This window comes from Burkholderia sp. LAS2 (assembly GCF_018417615.1).
In the GTDB taxonomy this organism is placed as follows: Bacteria; Pseudomonadota; Gammaproteobacteria; order Burkholderiales; family Burkholderiaceae; genus Burkholderia; species Burkholderia sola.
This window is the reverse complement of record NZ_CP071052.1, coordinates 4,443,403-4,461,700: the sequence shown is the minus strand read 5'-3', so window position 1 is coordinate 4,461,700 and position 18,298 is coordinate 4,443,403. Positions and strand designations below refer to the sequence as shown.

The window sequence follows — 18,298 nt, the reverse complement described above, 5'->3', positions numbered from 1 at the left end:
GCGGGGCGCCGGGCCGGCCCCCCCCCCCCGAGAACGGGTGGCCCGCTCAGACCGGCCAGAGCGCGGTGCCGAACGGCACCACGGCGTCCTCGACCATCATGTCGACGGCCTCGGGGTGCGTGTCTTCCTGCATCCAGTCAAGCAATTCGATCTGCTGGGTTTCCTGCATGTCAATTCTCCTGTGGTGAACATGAGTGATTCAACATGAAAGCGCGGCAAAAACATGGCCGCTCCTCGTTCGGAATTTTTTGAATGCCGGGCGAGTGGCGTCGATATTAGTCTGATGAATTTACGAATGCAATGCGTCGCATTGTTTTTAGCTGAGGTGCGCTAAACACGGGCGTTTTCGATTCACATATTGGAAAAATGGATAAAACGAGCGACAGATCGCGCATCTTTTTTTAGTGAATTCAAATCCAGAACGTCGAATTGAATTCGGTAATTTTTAATTTGAGTTCAATTGACAGGATTGCTGCACTTTATGTCGTTAAAGAAAGCCGCATGCGAACGTCATCCGAGCAGCGCCTTTCCGATCGCCTTCGTCGGTTCCGAGCGCAGCACCAGCGAAGTCGTGACCGCGCCGAAGCGGGCAATCGCGTCGATCAGGGTTTCGAGCTGGCCCGGCGTCGGCACCAGCACCTTCAGCAGAAAGCAGTCCTCGCCGGTCATGCGGTGGACTTCGATGACATGCGGCATCTCGGCAAACGTGCGCAGCGCCGGTTTGATGTGCTCGTGAGTCGTTTTGAGCCGGATGATCGCCATCATGCCCAACCCCAGCGCCGCCGGATCGATCCGCGCGCCGTAGCCGGCGATGATCCCGCGTTCTTCCAGCCGCTTCACGCGCTCCGACGTGGCGGGCTGCGACAGCCCGATGCGCCTGCCGACTTCCGACAGCGGCGTCCGCGCGTTGTCCTGCAGCGCTTCGAGGATCGCAAGATCCAGGCGATCCAGTGCTTCTTCCGGCATGACGGTCCTCCGGTACCGTTGATTCATCGGCATTTTGTTCCAATAACCGATGACTTGCCATTCCATGCCGACTGATGCGTGGTCACACTCTGGGCTTTCGTCGATGGAGGGAGCGATGGATCGAGCGATCGTGATCGTGCCGGGTATCGGCAATTCGGGACCGGATCATTGGCAGAGCCACTGGGAGGCGGCGTTGCCCGGCGCCGCGCGCATCGCGCCGGCTTCATGGGACGCGCCCGACCTGGCCGACTGGACGGCGGCGCTGGACGAGGCCGTCGCGAACGCCGGGGTGCCTCCGCTCGTGGTGTGTCATTCGCTGGGTTGTCTGTTGTTCGCGCATTGGCATGCCGTGTCGGCTCGGGCGGTGCGCGGCGCGTTTCTCGTGGCCGTGCCCGACCCGGCAGGGCCGCGCTTTCCCGTTGCCGCCGCCGCGTTCGCGAACCTGCCGAACAGTGGGTTCGGGCGCGTGCCTGTGCTGGCGATCGCGAGCGAGGACGATCCGTACGATCCGTCGGGGCGCGCGCTCGAATGGGCAACGGAACAGGGTGCGACGCCGCTTCTGCTCGGCGCGCGCGGCCATCTGAACGCGGCGTCCGGGCTGGCTGGATGGCCCGAAGGGCGCGCGTTGCTGGCGGCGTTTGCGGCCGGACTCGGGCGATAGCGCGTGCCCGCGCCGGTTGGTTTCCCGCGGTGTTCGGCCGTCGTGTCGGGGAGCGGGAACCGGGCGCGGCGGCCGTCGCGGTTGTGCCGCTGCCGCGCGTGCCGATTTCGTGGCGGCTCCAGTATGATCGACCGACGGCGGCGCAAGCCCCGGAATCGAACAACGAAGGAGACACCCCGATGCGTGCAGTGCCGCAACCGGAGCGTGACGGTCGCTCGCGGCCGGACGCCGGCGCGACCGATCCCGGCCGCATGGCCGCGTGGCGGCTCGCGATCTGCCTGTCGCTCGGCAGCGCGATCGCGCTCGGCCTCGCACGCTTTTCGTATGCGTTGCTGCTGTCGCCGATGAAGGCCGATCTCGGCTGGACGTTCGCGCAGGCCGGCGCGCTGAATACGGCGAACGCGGCCGGCTACCTGATCGGCGCGCTTGCATTCCCGCTGCTGTCGCGGCGCTGGCGCGCGGGCACGCTGCTCGCGGCCGGCTGCGCGCTGACCGCCGTGCTGATGGCCGCGGGCGGGCTCACGCCGGACATGCACGCGTTGCTCGCGCAGCGGCTGGCGACGGGTGTCGGCAGCGCGTTGATCTTCATCAGCGGCGGCGTACTGGCCGCGCGGCTCGCCTCCGCGTCGCCGCGCGATGCGGGGCTGCTGCTCGGCCTTTACTACGGCGGCACCGGATGGGGCATCGTCGCGTCGTCGCTGCTCGTGCCGGCCACGCTCGTGTCACGCGTGCACGGCTGGCAGCCCGCGTGGTTCGCACTCGCGACGGCGTGCGTGCTGTTCTCGGCAGTCGCCGTGTCGGCCGCGCGCCGCATCGAGCATGCCCATGCGGCACCGGCCACGCGGGCCGACGGTGCGAAACCGGCGGCTGCCGCGAGCCCGGCCCGCTTCGCACTCGCGCTGGCCGGCTACGCGCTGTTCGGCGTCGGCTATATCGGCTACATGACGTTCATCGTCGCGTTGCTGCGCGGCGCGGGGATGAGCGGCTCGGTCGTCGCCGCGTTCTACGTGATGCTCGGCGTCGCGACCGTCGTGTCGGCGCGGCTATGGTCGGGGCTGCTCGACCGGATGCGCGGCGGCCAGGCGCTCGCGGTGCTCAACGCGCTGCTCGGCGTCGCGACGCTGATGCCCGCGCTGTTCGTGCATCCGGCCGCCGCATTCGCATCGGGCTTGCTGTTCGGCGCGACGTTCCTGTCGGCGGTCGCGTCGACGACGGCCTTCGTGCGGCACAACCTGCCGCCCGACGGCTGGGCGAAGGGGATCAGCGCCTTCACGACGGTCTTCGCATTCGGGCAGATCGCGGGGCCGGTCGCGATCGGCTGGGTGTCGGACAGCGCGGGGCTCGCGCGCGGGCTCGTGTATTCGGCGCTCACGCTGTTCGCGGGCGCGGCATTCGCGGCCGGGCAGCGCGCGCTGCGCAGCACGTCCGCGTAGCCAAGCACCCGTCACCGCACGCATGCGGTGCGCGACACGCGATGAAACGCGCGGCTGAAGTAGATCAGGCTGTCACCGTCGTCGCGCACGCGGATCGACGTCGCCTCGATGAACATCACCGAATGCGAGCCGACTTCCTTCATCTCGGCGATCGTGCCCTGCAGGCTCGCGAGCGCATCGCGCAGCACCGGCACGTCCCGTTCGCCGCGATCCCACACGGGGAGAGCGAAGCGCTGTTCCATCGGCAGGTCGGTGAGCCCCGCGAAGTGTCGCGCGAGCAGCTCGTGCTCGGCCGGCAACACGTTGATGCAGACCTGACGGTTGCGCTCGAAGGTCGCATGCATCGCGCTCGACCGGTTCAGGCACACGAGCAGCGTCGGCGGCGCGTCGGTGACCGAGCACACGGCGCTCGCGGTGATCCCGCAACGGCCGTGCGGCCCCGCGGTGGTGATCACGTTGACGGCCGCGCCGAGATGGGCCATCGCCTGGCGGAAGGCCTTTTGCGCGTCGGTCGGTTCGACGCGCGCCGGTTGCGGGATATCGGTCGTGGCGGACATGGGCACTCCAGATTGGATGAAGGCGGCGATCGCGGGTGCTGTCGATGCAGCATCGCTCGGCCGACGATGACCCAAGCGTACGCCGCGAAAATGCGGCCGACCATTCGCACGAACGATGACGAAGATGGCGTTCGCGCCAACGCATCTAAAGGTTCTACCTAGATGCGCGGCACGCTGCGCGAAAAATGAGCGGTTGTGCGTTCACGCGGTACGTGAAGGGGTATTCAGCGGATTTTCGGCTCGCTATGATGTGCCGCATACCCCCGACGAACGACGCGGGCTTCACCCCTGCGTCGCGCGTGATACCGATACCGATATTTTGCGAGACACCCCGATGACGTCACCCGCACCGATCGTATACATCGTCGACGACGACGGCGGCATGCGGACGTCCCTCGCGTGGCTGCTCGAATCGGTCGGCATCGCGTCCGAAGGGTTCGCGAACGCGGCCGATTTTCTCGCGCGCTTCGACGTGAACCTGCCTGCGTGCCTCGTGCTCGACGTGCGGATGCCGGAGAAAAGCGGCTTCGACGTGCAGGCCGAACTGAATGCGCGCGGCGCGACGCTGCCGGTGATCTTCGTCAGCGGACACGGCGACATTCCGATGTCGGTGCGCGCACTGCAGAACGGTGCGATCGATTTCGTCGAGAAGCCGTACAACTCGCAGCAGATGCTCGAACGCGTGCAGCGCGCGCTGCGGCTCGCGCAGCAGCGGCATGTGGTGAGCCAGCGCCACCGCGAGCTGCGCCAGCGGCTCGACGCGCTGACCGCGCGCGAGAAGGAAGTGCTGCGCGGCGTCGTGGACGGCAAGGGCAGCAAGCAGATCGCGTCGGACCTGTCGATCAGCGTGAAGACCGTCGACGTGCATCGCGCGAGCATCAAGGAGAAGCTCGGCGCGACGTCGATCGCCGCGCTCGTGCGCGACGTGATGGTCGTGTGGGGCGACGATGGGGAGGCGTCTCGATAGCGGTCGGGGCTGTGCGCGGATCGGCTTGCGCATCCGGGCCACGAGAAGCATGCAACGCACGCGACGCAGCCGACGCGCACACACACCGCGCACACGCACCGCGCGCCCGATGCGTGCGTACCGTTCAGCGCATGTACAACCCGCCGTTGATGTCCCAGCATGCGCCGTTCGCGAAATGCGCGTCGCCCGACGCGAGCAGCACGGCCGCATCCGCGACGAAACCGGCCGACCCGAGCTTGCCACCCGGCAGGCTCGCGAGCACCTGACGCAGCTTTTCCGGCGCGACGCTTTCGTACACGATCGGCAGATCGAGCGGCCCCGGCGAGATCGCGTTGACGGTCACGCCCTGCGCGGCGAGATCGCGGGCGAACACCTTGGTCAGCGTCAGCGTGCCGCCTTTCGCGGCCGCATAGTGCGCGCCCGTCGCCGAGCCGCCGTTCTGCCCGGCGAGCGACGCGATGTTGACGATGCGGCCCGCGCCGCGCTGCGCGAAATACTGGCCGAACACCTGGCAGCCGAACAGCACGCTGCGCAGGTTCACGTCGATCACCTGGTCGAACTGCTCGGCCGTGATCTCCATCGCCGGCACGACCTTCGATGCGCCCGCGTTGTTGACGAGCACGTCGATCGTGCCCCAGCGCGCGACGAGCGCATCGCGCGCGGCTTCGAAATCGCGTTTCGACGTGACGTCGAGCGGCAGCGCGATCGCGCGTTCGCCGCTCGGATCGAGCTCGCGTGCATGCGCGTGAATCGCGTTGGCGGCGATGTCGGCCAGCGCGACGCGATAGCCGGCCGCATGGAAGCGTTCGGCGATGACGGCGCCGAGCCCGCGCGCGGCGCCGGTGACGAGAGCGACTCGATCTGACATGGTGTGGGGTTCCGTGGTTCGCGGGCGCACGCCGAGGGAAGCGGCGCCCGCATCGTGGTTCATGCGGCCAGTGCCGCTTCGAAGTGCGCCGCGATCGCGCAGACCCGTTCGTCCGCGCCCTTGCGCCCGACGATCTGCAAGCCGGCCTTCAACGGCGAACCGGCGAGCGGCAGCGGCAGGCTGAGCGCCGGATGGCCGCTCAGGTTGAACGGGCGGATCAGCGACGACATCGCGATCACCGATACGCCGTCGCGGGCCTGTTGCAGCGTGATCGGCAGCGCGGGCAGCGTCGGCAGCACCAGCACGTCCGCGTGTTCGAGCGCGGCGTCGATCTGTGCGGTGAAGCGTGCGCGCACGGCTTCGGCTTCCTTCAATGCCGCAGGCGCGGTCGTTGCGGCCGCACGCAATCGCGCATCGAGGTCGGCGCCGAGCTTGCCGGTCGCGACCAGGTGACCGAACGCGCGCGACGTTTCCGCGTTGATCACGGTGAGCCCCGCCGCGAACGCGGCCGGCATTGCATCGAGCACGATCGTATGCGAACGCAGGCCCGACGCGCGAACGGCCGCATCGAGCGCGGCGGCGATCGCCGGATCGGTTTCGACGGCGAGTTGGGCGACCGTGCAGCCTTCAACGGAAGCGGTCGCCTGCGCGCGATCGAAGTCCGGCGCGATCGCGGCCATCACCGCGACGAGCGTGCGGATCTCGCGCGCGAACGGCCCGACGCAATCGAGCGTCGTGTCGGAGGGCGCGACGCCGCGCCGCGACACGCGGCCGAACGTCGGTTTCAGCCCGGCCACGCCGCAGCACGCGGCCGGCCCGCGGATCGAGCCGCCGGTATCGGTGCCGAGCGCCGCGTCGACGGCGCCGAGGCCGACGAGCGACGCGGAGCCGCTCGACGAGCCGCCGGGAATGCGTGCGGCATCCTGCGGATTGACGGGCGTGCCCGTGTAGTCGTTGATGCCGGTCATGCCGAACGCGAGTTCGTGCATGTTCGCCTTGCCGGCGATCTGCCAGCCGGCGTCGAGCAGCAGGCGGACCACGTCCGCGTGTCGGACGGCCGGCGGCGCATCGGCGAGCGCGCGGCTTGCCGCGCGGGTCGGATAGCCCGCGATGTCGATCGTGTCCTTGATCGCGATCGTCGGGCCGGGGCCGCCGAGCGTGAAGGTGTCGATGAAGCCTGTCATGGTGCGATGGCGTGCGAATACGGTGGAAGGGTTCAGGACCGTGGCGCGGCGGCGAGCGGCCACGGGCCGTCGAGCACGCGTTCGGTGCGGAAATGGCGGATCAGCCAGGCGGCGCCGTCGGCGCACGGCGCGAAATCGATCGTGAGCCGCGCGGCGATCAGCTCGGCCGAATCGTCTGCGTAGCGCGACGCCTGGAGCATGATCCAGCGGCCGCGTGCGCTTGCATGGTCGACACCGATCTCGATCGACTCCGACGTCAGGAAGTGCAGGTTCGCCGAGAAATGCGGATCGGGCGGAAGATAGCGGCCGAGCATCGCGACGATCGCGGCCGGGCCTTCGAGACGGCCGAACTTCCGCGCGTACCGCGGGCCGATGCCTTCCCACACGGCGTCGGACGTGAACAGTTCCGCCAGCGACGGGCCTTCGCCCGCATCTTCGGGTACGTCGCACAGCGCCATGTAGCGCGTGATCGTCGCGCGCACCGCGCGCTCGGCGTCGAGCGCCGCGACGCGCTGTGCGAGCGCGTCGATCGCGGCCGGAGACAGATCGGTCATCGCGCGCCTCACGCCGCGGGCTTCGTGGCCGGCGGCACGGTCAGCGCGCGGCCGACGCGTGCCTCGATCTTGCCGTAGCGCCACAGGTTGTATTCGCCGACGGGCGTCGTGCGGTACAGGTTGCACACGGCGACCGTCGTGTCGAAATCGGCGACGTCGGCCATGATGTAGAAGGTCCACGGTGCGCCGTCGGCCTGGCCGACCACGAGGCGATCGTCGTCCATCACGCCGAGCACGCGCACGCCGGGCATCGCTTCGACGGCCGCGAGCATCGCACCGTACGCCTGCCACACCTCGCCGATTTTCTCGCGCGGCAGGTCGAAGAAATTCTGCGACACGCCGCAGCAGAACAGCACGCGCAGCGGCAGCGGATTCGAATCGGACATAATGGGTTCTCCAGAGGAATCGGTCGGGCGCATGAGCCGGCCGGCGACGGTGCGGCGGCTTCATGCGCGTTCATCGAAAGTTTCGGGCGATGCAGGTTACAGATAGCCGGGAAACGGCGTGACGCCGGTGAAGACCGCGCCCGCGCCGTCGAAGTTGCCTTCGGCGAGGAACGCGTGCTGCGTGACGACCATCGCATCGCGCAGCAGCCGCTGCAGCGGATGCGACCGGTAGATCGCGGCCGTGCCGCCGAGGCGGTACGCGCGTTCGACGACGCTCGCGCCTTCGCGCGCGATCTGCGTGGCCGCGAGCCGCAGCAGGCTGACCTGGTCGGGCGTCACCGGGTTGCCCGCGAGAATCGATTGCCACACCGAATCGGTCGCATCGTAGAAAAACGCGCGCGCCGAGCGCAGTTGCGCCTCGGCCTTCGCGAGCTCGATGCGGAAATACGCGCGATCGGCGAGACGCGGCGCGCCGGTCGTCGTCTGGCGGCCGCCCGACATCCGGTTCACGACGTCGAGCGCCGCGCGCGCGAGGCCGAGGTTGACGACGGCCAGCACCTGCGCCGCATACGCGACGGTCGGATAGCGGTACAGCGGCTCGTCGACGGTCGCTTCGCCGCCGCGCACGAAGGTCCACGCCTCCGGCACGAAGCGGTCGTTCACGCGCAGGTCGTGGCTGCCGGTGCCCTGCATGCCGACCACGCTCCAGTTCTCGACGATCTCGACATCCGCGGCGCGGAACACGGCGGTGCGCGGCTTGTTCGGCGCGGCGTCCTGCGCGCCCGGCACGGCGATGCCGACGCCGAGCCAGTCGGCGCCCTTGCAGCCGCTCGCGAATTTCCACGTGCCGTTCACGCGCCAGCCGCCCGGCGCGGCCTGCGCAGGCTGCACCGGGAACAGGCCGCCCGCGAACACCTGGTCGGGGCCGCTCGCGTACAGCTCGGCCTGCGTGTCGAGCGGCAGCGCGGCGAGATAGACGTTCGCGGAGCCAAAGCTTGCGACCCACGCGGCCGAGCCGTCGGCGGTCGCGATCCGTTCGATCATGTCGAGGAACGCGGTCGGCGCGAGCGCATCGCCGCCGAAGCGGCGCGGCGTGCCCGCGCGATAGATGCCGGCCTGCTTGAACAGCGCGATCACGTCGCGCGGTACGTGCGACAGCCGGTCGAATTCGTCGCGGCGCGCGGCGACGGTTTCGATCACCGCGTCGAGCGGCGACAACGGCGCGGCCGCGGGACGGGCCGCGGGCGGCGAGGTCGGCGCGGATTCGATGGCGAGGGCGGCTTGCGGCATGAAAGTCTCCTGGGGATGGGGCGATTCCGGCATTCGCATGTGCGTTTCATATGCAAACAGACCCTAGTCTAGAAACGCCGAAAACACGCAGCAATTGGTGCGTTGGGCCGCGCGACTGGTGACGCTCCGTGCCGGCCTAAAGAAATCTTCAGATGCGATCGGCGCGCGCCGGTGCTATGTTGGGTTTCCGGCCGCGCGATGCCGCGCGCCTTCCTCCGAATCCGATCATGAGTTTTCCCGACGAAGACGATTTCCACCGGCTGCTCGATGCGCTGACCACGTGCGTGCTGCTGCACGACGCGCGCACCCGGGCGATCGTGTGGGCGAATCGCGCCGCGTGCATCGCGCTCGGCTTTTCCGTCGAGGAATTGCTGCCGCTGAAGGCGCCGGACATGACGCGCCCCGAGCCGAAGTACCGGCGCGAGATCGCGGTGAGCGCGTGGGATCGTGCACTCGTCGACGGCCCGCAGGTGTACGAATGGTGCTATCGCTCGCGCACGGGGGTCGACATGCTGTCCGAGGCCACCGCGACCTACGTGCCGCTGCGCGGGCGCGACGTCGTGATGGTGCAGTTCCGCGACATCAGCGCGGAAGAGGCGGTCCGCCAGCAGTTGCGCCGCTACGAGGCGCGGCTGCGCGAGTTCATGCAGGATCTCGACGAAGGGATCGCGGTCGTGACGCCGCACGGCGGCGTGCAGTTCATCAGCGAGTCGGGCCGCCGCGTGCTGGGGCTCGCGCCCGACGAGCCGCTCGGCGAGGTGCTCGACTACTGCTCGGCGGCCGATCGCGACCGGCTCGTCGCGCAGTTGCGCGACGCGCCGTCCGCATGCCCGTCCGCGCCGCAGCGCTACCGGATCGTGCGGCGCGACGGCTCCGCCTGCTGGCTGCGCATCCTGTGCCGGCAGGTCGAGATCGAAGGCGATCTCGACGGGCTGCTCGTGCAGTTTCGCGACGTGAGCGACGAAGTCGCGATCGAGGACGCGCGGCGCGCCGAGGCGCGGATGCTCGAATACGCGGGCCGCTACAACGCGATGGGCGAGATGGCGACCGTGATCGCGCACGAACTGAGCCAGCCGCTCGCGGCCGTGCGCAATTTCATCGAAGGCGCGGTGCGGCGGCTGAACGGCAACGGCGCCGTCGACGACGCGATCTGGGGGCTGCGCAGCGCGGATCGGCAGGCCGAGCATGCGGCGCTGATCATCAAGAGCGTGCGCGAATTCATCGTGAAGCGCGAGCCGGTCGTCGCGCGCGCCGACCTGCGCGACGTTCTCGCGGACGTCGCGTACTTCATCGAGCTGCGCGCGAAGGAGGCCGGCGTGACGGTCGCGATCGTGCAGGCCGACGCGCCGCTGCCGATCCGCTGCGAGCGCGTGCTGATCGGGCAGGTGATCCTGAATCTCGCGTTCAATGCGATCGAGGCGTTCGCCAGTTGCGAGCGCGCGCCGCGCACGCTGACGCTCGGCACCGCGAACGTGGCCGGCCATGCGGAGTTGCGTGCGATCGACAATGGCCCGGGCGTCGACGCCGGCGCGCACGACCGGCTGTTCGACGGCTTCTCGTCGTCGAAGGCGGGCGGCAACGGGATCGGGTTGTCGCTGTGCAAGAGCATCGTCACGCGCCACGGCGGGCGGATCGCCGCGAGCCCGGCCGCGGGCGGCGGGCTCGACTGCCGCGTGACGCTGCCGCTCGCCGACGGGTGAGCGCAACCGCGTCGGCGCATTGTGGCGGGGCGGCGACGCGCGACGCATGGTCAGCGCCCCAGCGCCCGCGCGGTCTGGCCGCCAATGCCGAAGTCGGTGTTCGGAATGTCCTTGATGATCACGCGCGTCGCCTGCAGCGGCGCGTCGAGCACGTTCGCGCCCGCATCGGACAGCGCGGCGATCAGCGCGCGCTTCTGTGCGTCGGTGCGCCCGGCGATCAGGATCGCGACGATCACCGGCAGCGACGGCGGCGCGCCGTCCGCGGCGCTGCGGCCGCCGAGGCCGATATGCGTCGCGGGCAGTTCGGTGAGCAGTACGCGCACGGATTCGAGCGGTGCGCCGATCGCGTCGACGGTCGCGTGGCTGAGGCGCGCGATCAGCTCGGCCTTGCGCGCGTCGTCATGGCCGGCCGGCAGGAAAACTTCGAGTGTGGGCATGGTCGTCCGGAAAGGTGAAGGTGACTGGCTCACCGTTGCGCGAGCGACGGCGAAGCGGTCGCCGCTGAAAGGTGAAGGTGACCGGTTCACCTTTGCGCGGGCGACGGCGAACCGGCAGCCGTTCACAGGTGAAGGTGCCCGGCTCACCATTGCGCTGGCGACGGTGAACCGGTCGCGGCTTACAGCAGGAAGCCGATCGCGCTGAGCGCTTCGGTCGAGTCGATCAGGCGCACGACCTTCTCCGCAATCCGCATCTCGCCTTCGGCATCGACGTGCAGCTTGTGCGTGACGTCGGCCGCGAACAGCGTCGCGACGCCGCGCTTGTATGCGACCACCACCTGCGCCGATTTCAGCTCGACGGTATCGGCGCTGCCGCTTTCCAGCGTGAAGCGCGATACGGTGCGCACCGTGCGCGCCGCGTCGGTGGCCGACGCCGAATAGCCGGACACCATCCGCTGCACGCGCTTCTCGCGCATGTCCTGGTCGTCGAACACGTAGTTCAGCGTCGCCGCGAAATCGGTCGCGTCGGGATCGATCGGCACCACGTAGTGGCCGGTCGGGTCCCACAGGTCGAGCCACGCGCGATAGTCGCGGCGGTCGAGCATCTCGGCTTCGCGCCACACGAATTCGACCGCGCGGGCGAAGGTCTGCTCGGAAAAGAGGGCGTTGCGGTCGTCCATCATTGCTGCTCCATCATGTTGCGCCATTGCCGGTAGGCTTCGCGCATGCCGGTCTCGTCGGTCGCATGCGCGGTCTTTTCGCCGTTCGCGGCGGTCGTCTCGCGGTTCAGCCCGCGGTTGACCAGGATCGGCACGTCGGGCCCCGCCTGCGCGCCGCGCTGCACGCGCTCCCACGCTTCCGCATCGTCGGGGCTGCCGAAGCCGAACGGGCCCTGGAAGTGCTCGTGGATGCGCAGCCGCTCGCGGTTCGCTTCGTCGGGGCCGCCGTCCATCGCGAGCGCGACGTGGCGGATCTCGGTTTCGTTCGCGGAGATCGGCCGCAGCACGCGGAAAAAGGCCATCGACAGCGCGAGGTTCGGGAACAGGTTCAGGTTGAAGCCGACGCCCATCAGCGAGCGCACGATGCGGCGCACTTCGTCGGGCGAGTGACGTTCGGCGAGTTTCGCCGCGAGCGGCGCGAAGCGTTCGGCCAGCGGTGCGCCGTCGTCATCGTCGAGATCGATCAGCTCGGGCATCAGCACCGCGAGGCTGTGGCCGTTGCCGAGCGCGCGGCAGAACGCGTGCTCGCTCGTCATGAAGCTCGTGATCGCGGCGGCCGTCTCGTCGTCGATCGACTTCATCCACGACTTGTGCACGACCGGGAAGTGATAGAGGTCGGTCGTGTTCTCGAGCTGGATCTTCCAGTTGCCCTTGAACTTGAACTTGTGCTCGCCGTTCGCCTTGATCGGGTAGCCGGCGCCCTGTTTCATGAACAGGTCGATCCACGGCTTCGCGCCGCCGAGGAAATCCTCGAGCGGTTCGATGTCATCGTTGAAGCTCGCGAAGATCAGCCCCTGGTACACGCCGACGCGCAGCTTCACGAGCGGCAGGTCGCCTTTCTCGCACACGCCTTCGTAGCCGTCGCCGTACGGCAGCGCGCGCAGCGTGCCGTCGAGCGCGTACGACCAGCTGTGATACGGGCACGTGAAGCCCTTCGCGTTGCCCTTGTGCGATTCGCACACGGTCGCGCCGCGATGGCGGCAGCGGTTCTGCAGCACGTTCACCTCGCCGGTCTTGTCGCGCACGACGATTACTGGCTGGCGGCCGATCGTCGTCGTGATGAAGTCGCCCGGGTTCGGCAGTTCGCTGTCGTGCGCGACCCAGATCCAGGTGCGGTAGAAGATGCGGTCGAGCTCGGCTTCGAACAGCGCGGGATCGTGATACATCGCGGGCGCGATGCGGTCGGGCTGCGCGAGACCATGCAACGCGCGGGTGTCGATCGTCTGGTAGGGAATGTCGCTCATCGTCGTCGTGGGGAAAGAGTCGCGAAAATCGGGCCGCGCTGGGCGCAGCGTCCGGAGACCAGTCTCGTCTTCTGCCGCATATCGGTCAAATTGATCTAAAATTGATAATCAAATAAATGTGGCAAATGATGGAGGTCACGATGACGTCGGTCGATCATCTCGATCTGAACCTGTTGCGCGTATTCCAGGCGATCGTCGAGGAACGCAGCCTGACGAAGGCCGGCGAGCGGCTCGCGCTGTCGCAGCCGGCCGTCAGCTATTCGCTCGGCCGGCTGCGCACGCTGTTCGACGATCCGCTGTTCGTGCGCACGCGCTCGGGCATGCAGCCGACGCCGGTCGCGCTCGAACTCGCGGGCATCGTCGGCAAGGCGCTCGACATGGTGCGCGTCGCGCTGCGCTATGCGGAGCGCTTCGATCCGGCCACCAGCACGCGCACGTTCCGGGTGTCGCTGTCGGATGCGGGCGAGATGGCATACCTGCCGGCGATCTGCCAGGCGCTGCGCGAGCGCGCGCCGCGCGTGACGTTGAGCGTGCAGCCGCTGCCGGTGGAGGAGATCGAGGAGGCGCTGCGCGCGAGCCGGCTCGATTTCGCGATCGGCAACCTGCCTGAGCTGATGCCGCGCACGCGCCACCAGGTGCTGTTCGAGGAAACCTACGTGTGCATGACGGGGCGCCGGCGCGGGCTGCCGACGGCCGCCGCGCTGAGTCTCGAGCAGTTCGTGCGCGCCGCGCACGTCAACGTGAAATCGGTCGAGCACAGCCACCACGCGCTCGACGACGCGTTGCGCGCGCAGGGCGTGGGTCGCAACATCGCGCTGGAGGTGCCGCACTTCGTCGCGCTGCCGAGCGTGCTGTCGGTCACCGATCTGTATGCGACGCTGCCGAAGCGGCTCGCGCAGATCCTGAACCGCGACAACGCGTTCCGCCTGTATGCGCTGCCGGTCACGCTGCCGCCCGCGCCGGTGACGATGCATTGGCACGAGCACTTTCACGAGGACGAGGGCAATGCGTGGATGCGCGCGCTGCTCGCCGAGATCGTCGAGCGTTTCGACGAATGACGGTCGGGCGGTTCGTGCCGGACGCAAGCGCGGTGGCGGAGTGTCCGTCGGCCGCGCATCTTTACATGAGTCGATCAGTAGATCGGCGCGGCAACATGGCGGCGTGCTCGGCGCATCAGAGATCGAGTACGAGCACCGCCGAGCGCGCGCGCGACACGCAGCAGCAGATCACCGTGTTGCTCGCGCGCTCGGCCTTGCTGAGGCAGTGATCGCGATGATCGGGTTCGCCGTCGATGACGGGCACCATGCAGGTGCCGCACACGCCTTCGCCGCATGACGTATCGACCTCGATGCCGATCTTCGCGAGTGCGTCGACGATCGACGTATCGGGCGCGACGCGCACCGATTGGCCGCTGCGTTGCAGGCGCACTTCGAAGCCTTCCGCTGGAGCGGCATCCGCAGTGACCGTCGCGGAGGGCTCCGCCGCGAAGCGTTCGAGATGAATCGCGTCTTCCGGGATTCGCTTGGCCGCGGCTGCGACAACGGCATCCATGAACGGCCCGGGGCCGCACGTATAGACATGCGCTTCCAGATCAATCGACTCGATGCAGCGGCCGAGTTCGGCCGCGAGCGCATCGGGCTCGACACCGTAATGGAACGTCACGTGCGACGCGAACGGTTCGGCCGACAGTTCGTCGACGAACGCCGCATGGTCGCGGCTGCGCGCGAAATAGTGCAGTCGATAACGCGCGCCGCGCTGGTGCAGCGCATACGCCATCGACAGCAGCGGCGTGATGCCGATGCCGGCCGCGATCAGCACGTGCTCGCTCGCGTCATCGGTCAGACGAAACAGGTTGCGCGGCGTGCCGATCCACAATTCGGCGCCGACGCGCACGTCGTCGTGCAGCGAACGCGAGCCGCCGCGCGACTGCGCTTCCTTCTTCACCGCGAACAGATAGCTGCCGCGCTCGTCGGGGTTGCCGCACAGCGAATATTGCCGCGTGATGCCGGACGGCGCGGTGACGTCGATATGGGCGCCCGGTTCGTACGCGTCGAACGGCTGGCCGTCGACGCGCGAGACCCGGAAACAGCGGATGTCCTGCGCCGCGTCGATCAGTGTGTCGATCCGGACCTGGTGGCGGTTCGCTTGCATGGGAAATTCCGTGGGGTAGAGAAACGCGGCGCGGCGGAGCCCCGCGCCGTCATGCGATCGAGAATAGGGACGGGCATCGCATAAATCAAATCGATTAAAAATCGATGCCGGAATAAGCGGGATGGATGATGGTGGGCGTGTCGATCGTCGCCGGTCAGCGGTGCGGCAATCGCGCGGCCGGTGCGCCGACCACGCGATCGGTGAACCGCGCGACCTCAGCGAGCGGCAATGGCGTTGCCGCCGTCGACGGCCGCATCGGCCGAAGCCGATGCCGACGCGTGGCCGCGTTCGCGCTCGAGGCTGCGGCGATAGTGGCGGCAGCCGGCGGCGAGCAGCAGCGCGGCGAGCGTCGCCGCCGCGACGTTGACGATCGACATCGAGTGCCCGACCGCGGCCGGCGCGCCGAACACGCGATCGGTAAACAGCGCGACGACGGTCGTGCCGATCCCGAGCGCGATCAGGTTCGACACGAGCAGGAACAGCGCGGAGATCTGCGCACGCATCTGGTTCGGCGCGAGCGTCTGCATCGCGGCGGTCGACGTCGGCATCGGGAACGACGCGAAGAACATCGCGACGACCAGCATCGCGAGCGACGCCGGCAGGCTGTCGAGCTGCGTGAACAGCGTCGCGGGAATCACCATGCAGGCGGCGCCGATCGCGCCGGCGCGCATCGGCGCATCGCCGCGGCCGCGCCGCAGCAGCCAGTCGTTGAGCCAGCCGCCGCAGAACACGCCGGCCGTGTTCGCGACCAGCAGCACGATGCCGAGCGTGTAGCCGGCTTCGACGGCCGTCATTCCGAAGCGGCGGATATAGAACGCGGGCGTCCAGCTCAGCAGGCAATACAGCGTCATCGCGTAGAACGAGAAGCCGAGATAGTGGCACGAGAAGGTCGCGCTGTGCATGCCGACGAAGCGCAGCGAATCGCGCATCGACACGCGCCGCACGGCGCCCGAGCGATCCTGCGCGAGCCCCTTGCGCTGCGGGTCGCGCACGGTCGCGGCGAACAGCAGCGCGACGAGGATGCCCGGCAGCCCGACGATCAGGAACGTGACCTGCCACGCATGCACCTGCCCGACCACCGGCAGCGTGAATGCGCTCGCATGCTTGAGCAGCGCGATCACGTAGCCGCCGATCAGGAACGCGATGCCGCCGCCGATGAACGAGCCGAGCGAATACACGGCGATCGCGCGGCCGAGCTTCTCCTTCGGGAAGTAGTCGGCGAGCATCGAATACGCGCCGGGGGACAGCGCGGCCTCGCCGACGCCGACGCCCATCCGCGCAACGAACATCTGCACGAAGTGCTGGCTGAGCCCGCACGCGGCGGTCGCGATGCTCCACAGCGCGATGCCGAGCGAGATGATGCGCGGGCGCGCATAGCGGTCGGCGAGATACGCGACGGGCAGCCCCATCACCGCATAGAACAGCGAAAACGCGAAGCCGTTGAGCAGGCTGAACTGCGTATCGGACAGGTGCAGGTCGCGCTTGATCGGTTCGATCATCAGCACGAGGACCTGGCGGTCGACGAACGAAAAGACGTACGCGAGCATGCAGATGACGACGACATACCATTCGTACGTATAGCGCTTGCCGTCGGCAGCGCGGGCCGTGGATGCGGACATGCGGGTTCTCCAGGAGCGGGCGGTGGAAAAGCGCGGCATCGGCCTCGCGGGCCGGGCGCCGTCGCGGCGCGAAAGCGTGCGGATGACACGATCGGTGACGCAGCGTAGTCGGCCAAATTCGGCCGCCATAGCCGGAGTGACAGCCGCGCCACACGGATATTTACCGACCCGGATAAAGAAAACACCGAGGCCGTGCGCGCGGGCCGCCGCGCAGCGCGCGCGCGGCGGGGCCCGTGCGCGTCATGCGGCGCGTCTATAAGCGTTATAGAGCGCATTGCGTCGACGTCCGAAATTGTCGTTCCTAGACTCGGGCCGGTTTTGATCGGCAGCGTTCGCATCCGAAAGCGAACGCGCTTCACATCAAGCGGCGCGATGCCGACAGGCGCCGCAACTTCTACGGGACGACGCAGATGAACCATTCGAACGGGCGAGCCTTCCGGCTTGCCGTACCGCTCGCCGCGCTGCTCGCGTGCAACGCGCTGCCTGCCGTCGCGCAATCGAGCGTGACGCTCTACGGCCGCATCGACACCGCGATCGAATACGCGAACGCCGGGCCGAACCACGTGACGCGCATGGGCAGCGGCAACCTGTGGGCGTCGCAGTGGGGGCTGAAGGGCGTCGAGGATCTCGGCGGCGGCTACGCGACGATCTTCAAGCTCGAGGACGGCTTCAACGCGGCGAGCGGCGCATTGTCGAACAGCAGCGCGCTGTTCGGCCGCGAAGCGTGGGTCGGCATCACGGGGCCGTTCGGCGGCGTGCAGTTCGGCGAGCTCTACACGATCCTGCATACGACGCTCGTCACGTACAGCCTGCCCGGCCTCGGCGCAGGGCTCGCATGGGGCAACGCGACCAACAACTTCGTCGGGCCCGCGTTCCTGCGCGTGCGCAACTCGATGCGCTACACGTCGCCGCGCTACGCGGGCTTCCTGTTGCGCGCGATGGCCGCGCGCGGCGCCAACGGCGCGGCCGGGCAGCCGGCGACGCTCGGCGATACGTATGGCGCCGGCATCAACTACGTGCGCGGCGGATTGTCGGTCGACGTCGACATCATGCAGCAGAAGTTCAGCCCGGTCGCCGCATCGACGCTCGGTGCCACGAGCACGGCCGCGAACGGCAACTACACGCTCGGCGCGATTTCGTACGACTTCAGCGTCGTGAAGGTGGCCGCGCTGTACCTGCGTCATCGCGGCGGTCCCGACGTCGCGACCGCGATCGACAGCCAGAGCGCGTATCCGCACAGCGACATCATGGAGCTCAGCGCGACGGTGCCGATCGGGCGCGCGTCGCTGCTGCTTAGTGTCGGCCATTACCGGAAGGTCGCCGACAGCGACGGCAACGCCGATTCGTACGGCATCCGCTTCGACTATCCGCTGTCGAAGCGCACGGTGCTGTACTCGGGCGCCGCGATGGTGCGCAACGGCGCGCATGCGCGCTTCGTCGTCAACGGCGCGGCGGGCGGCGGCGTCGCGGTGGCGAAGCTGGGCGCGACCGCGAGTTCGCTCGTCGCGGGCATCCTCACGTCGTTCTGAGCGTGCCGGCGGGCCCGTGCCCATGCTCGCTCG

At 68.5% G+C, this 18,298-nt stretch carries 19 protein-coding genes; 6 read left to right on the top strand and 13 right to left on the bottom strand.

Annotated features, from left to right (window positions below; translation table 11 throughout):
• Positions 1-46: 46 nt before the first annotated feature.
• Together JYG37_RS35010 and JYG37_RS20405 are read right to left on the bottom strand one after the other, a co-directional pair.
• Positions 47-169: a hypothetical protein gene (locus JYG37_RS35010; RefSeq protein ID WP_006479692.1), complete on the bottom strand. Its 123-nt coding sequence runs from the start codon at positions 167-169 to the stop codon at positions 47-49.
• Positions 170-510: 341 nt separating this feature from the next.
• The gene (locus JYG37_RS20405) at positions 511-966 is read right to left on the bottom strand and encodes an Lrp/AsnC family transcriptional regulator (RefSeq protein WP_050014512.1); all 456 of its coding nucleotides are present in this window, start codon (positions 964-966) and stop codon (positions 511-513) included.
• 115 nt (positions 967-1,081) lie between these two features.
• On the opposite strand from JYG37_RS20405, the gene JYG37_RS20400 reads away from it, so the two are divergent.
• Both JYG37_RS20400 and JYG37_RS20395 read left to right on the top strand, forming a co-directional pair.
• Positions 1,082-1,627 carry an RBBP9/YdeN family alpha/beta hydrolase gene (locus JYG37_RS20400; protein WP_050014401.1) on the top strand — a complete coding sequence of 182 codons (546 nt, stop codon included), beginning with the start codon at positions 1,082-1,084 and terminating at the stop codon, positions 1,625-1,627.
• Positions 1,628-1,806: 179 nt separating this feature from the next.
• Positions 1,807-3,060, top strand: a complete 1,254-nt coding sequence (locus JYG37_RS20395; protein ID WP_050014403.1) for a YbfB/YjiJ family MFS transporter — start codon at positions 1,807-1,809, stop codon at positions 3,058-3,060.
• A gap of 11 nt (positions 3,061-3,071) precedes the next feature.
• On the opposite strand, the gene hpaC is transcribed toward JYG37_RS20395, so the two are convergent.
• Complete coding sequence (gene hpaC / locus JYG37_RS20390) at positions 3,072-3,617, bottom strand: 4-hydroxyphenylacetate 3-monooxygenase, reductase component (RefSeq protein WP_089489033.1); 546 nt, start codon at positions 3,615-3,617, stop codon at positions 3,072-3,074.
• Positions 3,618-3,951: 334 nt separating this feature from the next.
• On the opposite strand from hpaC, the gene JYG37_RS20385 reads away from it, so the two are divergent.
• The gene (locus JYG37_RS20385) at positions 3,952-4,584 is read left to right on the top strand and encodes a response regulator transcription factor (protein ID WP_089489034.1); all 633 of its coding nucleotides are present in this window, start codon (positions 3,952-3,954) and stop codon (positions 4,582-4,584) included.
• 124 nt (positions 4,585-4,708) lie between these two features.
• On the opposite strand, the gene JYG37_RS20380 is transcribed toward JYG37_RS20385, so the two are convergent.
• From JYG37_RS20380 to JYG37_RS20360, 5 genes are all read right to left on the bottom strand, one after another.
• Positions 4,709-5,452 carry an SDR family NAD(P)-dependent oxidoreductase gene (locus JYG37_RS20380; RefSeq protein ID WP_124679473.1) on the bottom strand — a complete coding sequence of 248 codons (744 nt, stop codon included), beginning with the start codon at positions 5,450-5,452 and terminating at the stop codon, positions 4,709-4,711.
• Between the two features lie 59 nt (positions 5,453-5,511).
• Positions 5,512-6,636, bottom strand: coding sequence for an amidase (locus JYG37_RS20375; protein ID WP_213345780.1), 1,125 nt, complete (start codon positions 6,634-6,636; stop codon positions 5,512-5,514).
• 32 nt (positions 6,637-6,668) lie between these two features.
• A complete protein-coding gene (locus JYG37_RS20370; RefSeq protein WP_050014412.1) occupies positions 6,669-7,190 on the bottom strand; it encodes a nuclear transport factor 2 family protein in 522 nt (173 codons plus the stop codon).
• Between the two features lie 8 nt (positions 7,191-7,198).
• Positions 7,199-7,576, bottom strand: coding sequence for a hypothetical protein (locus tag JYG37_RS20365; RefSeq protein WP_050014413.1), 378 nt, complete (start codon positions 7,574-7,576; stop codon positions 7,199-7,201).
• Between the two features lie 96 nt (positions 7,577-7,672).
• Positions 7,673-8,866: an acyl-CoA dehydrogenase family protein gene (locus JYG37_RS20360; RefSeq protein WP_089489036.1), complete on the bottom strand. Its 1,194-nt coding sequence runs from the start codon at positions 8,864-8,866 to the stop codon at positions 7,673-7,675.
• A 152-nt stretch (positions 8,867-9,018) separates the two neighbouring features.
• Between JYG37_RS20360 and JYG37_RS20355 the strand changes: the two genes are divergently transcribed.
• Positions 9,019-10,566: a sensor histidine kinase gene (locus JYG37_RS20355; protein WP_213345779.1), complete on the top strand. Its 1,548-nt coding sequence runs from the start codon at positions 9,019-9,021 to the stop codon at positions 10,564-10,566.
• Between the two features lie 50 nt (positions 10,567-10,616).
• Here the strand turns inward: JYG37_RS20355 and JYG37_RS20350 are convergent, their stop codons facing one another.
• The 3 genes from JYG37_RS20350 to JYG37_RS20340 all read right to left on the bottom strand — a co-directional run bounded on the left by JYG37_RS20350 (position 10,617) and on the right by JYG37_RS20340 (position 12,966).
• On the bottom strand, positions 10,617-11,003 hold the full coding sequence (locus tag JYG37_RS20350; RefSeq protein ID WP_050014418.1) for a tautomerase family protein: 387 nt from the start codon (positions 11,001-11,003) through the stop codon (positions 10,617-10,619).
• Between the two features lie 179 nt (positions 11,004-11,182).
• Complete coding sequence (locus JYG37_RS20345) at positions 11,183-11,686, bottom strand: aromatic-ring-hydroxylating dioxygenase subunit beta (protein ID WP_089489037.1); 504 nt, start codon at positions 11,684-11,686, stop codon at positions 11,183-11,185.
• Complete coding sequence (locus JYG37_RS20340; protein WP_209924624.1) at positions 11,683-12,966, bottom strand: aromatic ring-hydroxylating oxygenase subunit alpha; 1,284 nt, start codon at positions 12,964-12,966, stop codon at positions 11,683-11,685. The genes JYG37_RS20345 and JYG37_RS20340 overlap by 4 nt, the downstream gene beginning before the upstream one ends.
• 140 nt (positions 12,967-13,106) lie before the next feature.
• Between JYG37_RS20340 and JYG37_RS20335 the strand changes: the two genes are divergently transcribed.
• The gene (locus JYG37_RS20335) at positions 13,107-14,024 is read left to right on the top strand and encodes a LysR family transcriptional regulator (RefSeq protein WP_050014513.1); all 918 of its coding nucleotides are present in this window, start codon (positions 13,107-13,109) and stop codon (positions 14,022-14,024) included.
• Positions 14,025-14,139: 115 nt separating this feature from the next.
• On the opposite strand, the gene JYG37_RS20330 is transcribed toward JYG37_RS20335, so the two are convergent.
• Positions 14,140-15,117, bottom strand: coding sequence for a PDR/VanB family oxidoreductase (locus tag JYG37_RS20330; RefSeq protein ID WP_124652031.1), 978 nt, complete (start codon positions 15,115-15,117; stop codon positions 14,140-14,142).
• 215 nt (positions 15,118-15,332) lie between these two features.
• Positions 15,333-16,736: a spinster family MFS transporter gene (locus tag JYG37_RS20325; protein WP_213345778.1), complete on the bottom strand. Its 1,404-nt coding sequence runs from the start codon at positions 16,734-16,736 to the stop codon at positions 15,333-15,335.
• A 410-nt stretch (positions 16,737-17,146) separates the two neighbouring features.
• Between JYG37_RS20325 and JYG37_RS20320 the strand changes: the two genes are divergently transcribed.
• Positions 17,147-18,265 (top strand): porin, encoded by a 1,119-nt coding sequence (locus tag JYG37_RS20320; protein ID WP_213345777.1) that lies wholly within the window; start codon positions 17,147-17,149, stop codon positions 18,263-18,265.
• Positions 18,266-18,298 lie beyond the last annotated feature (33 nt).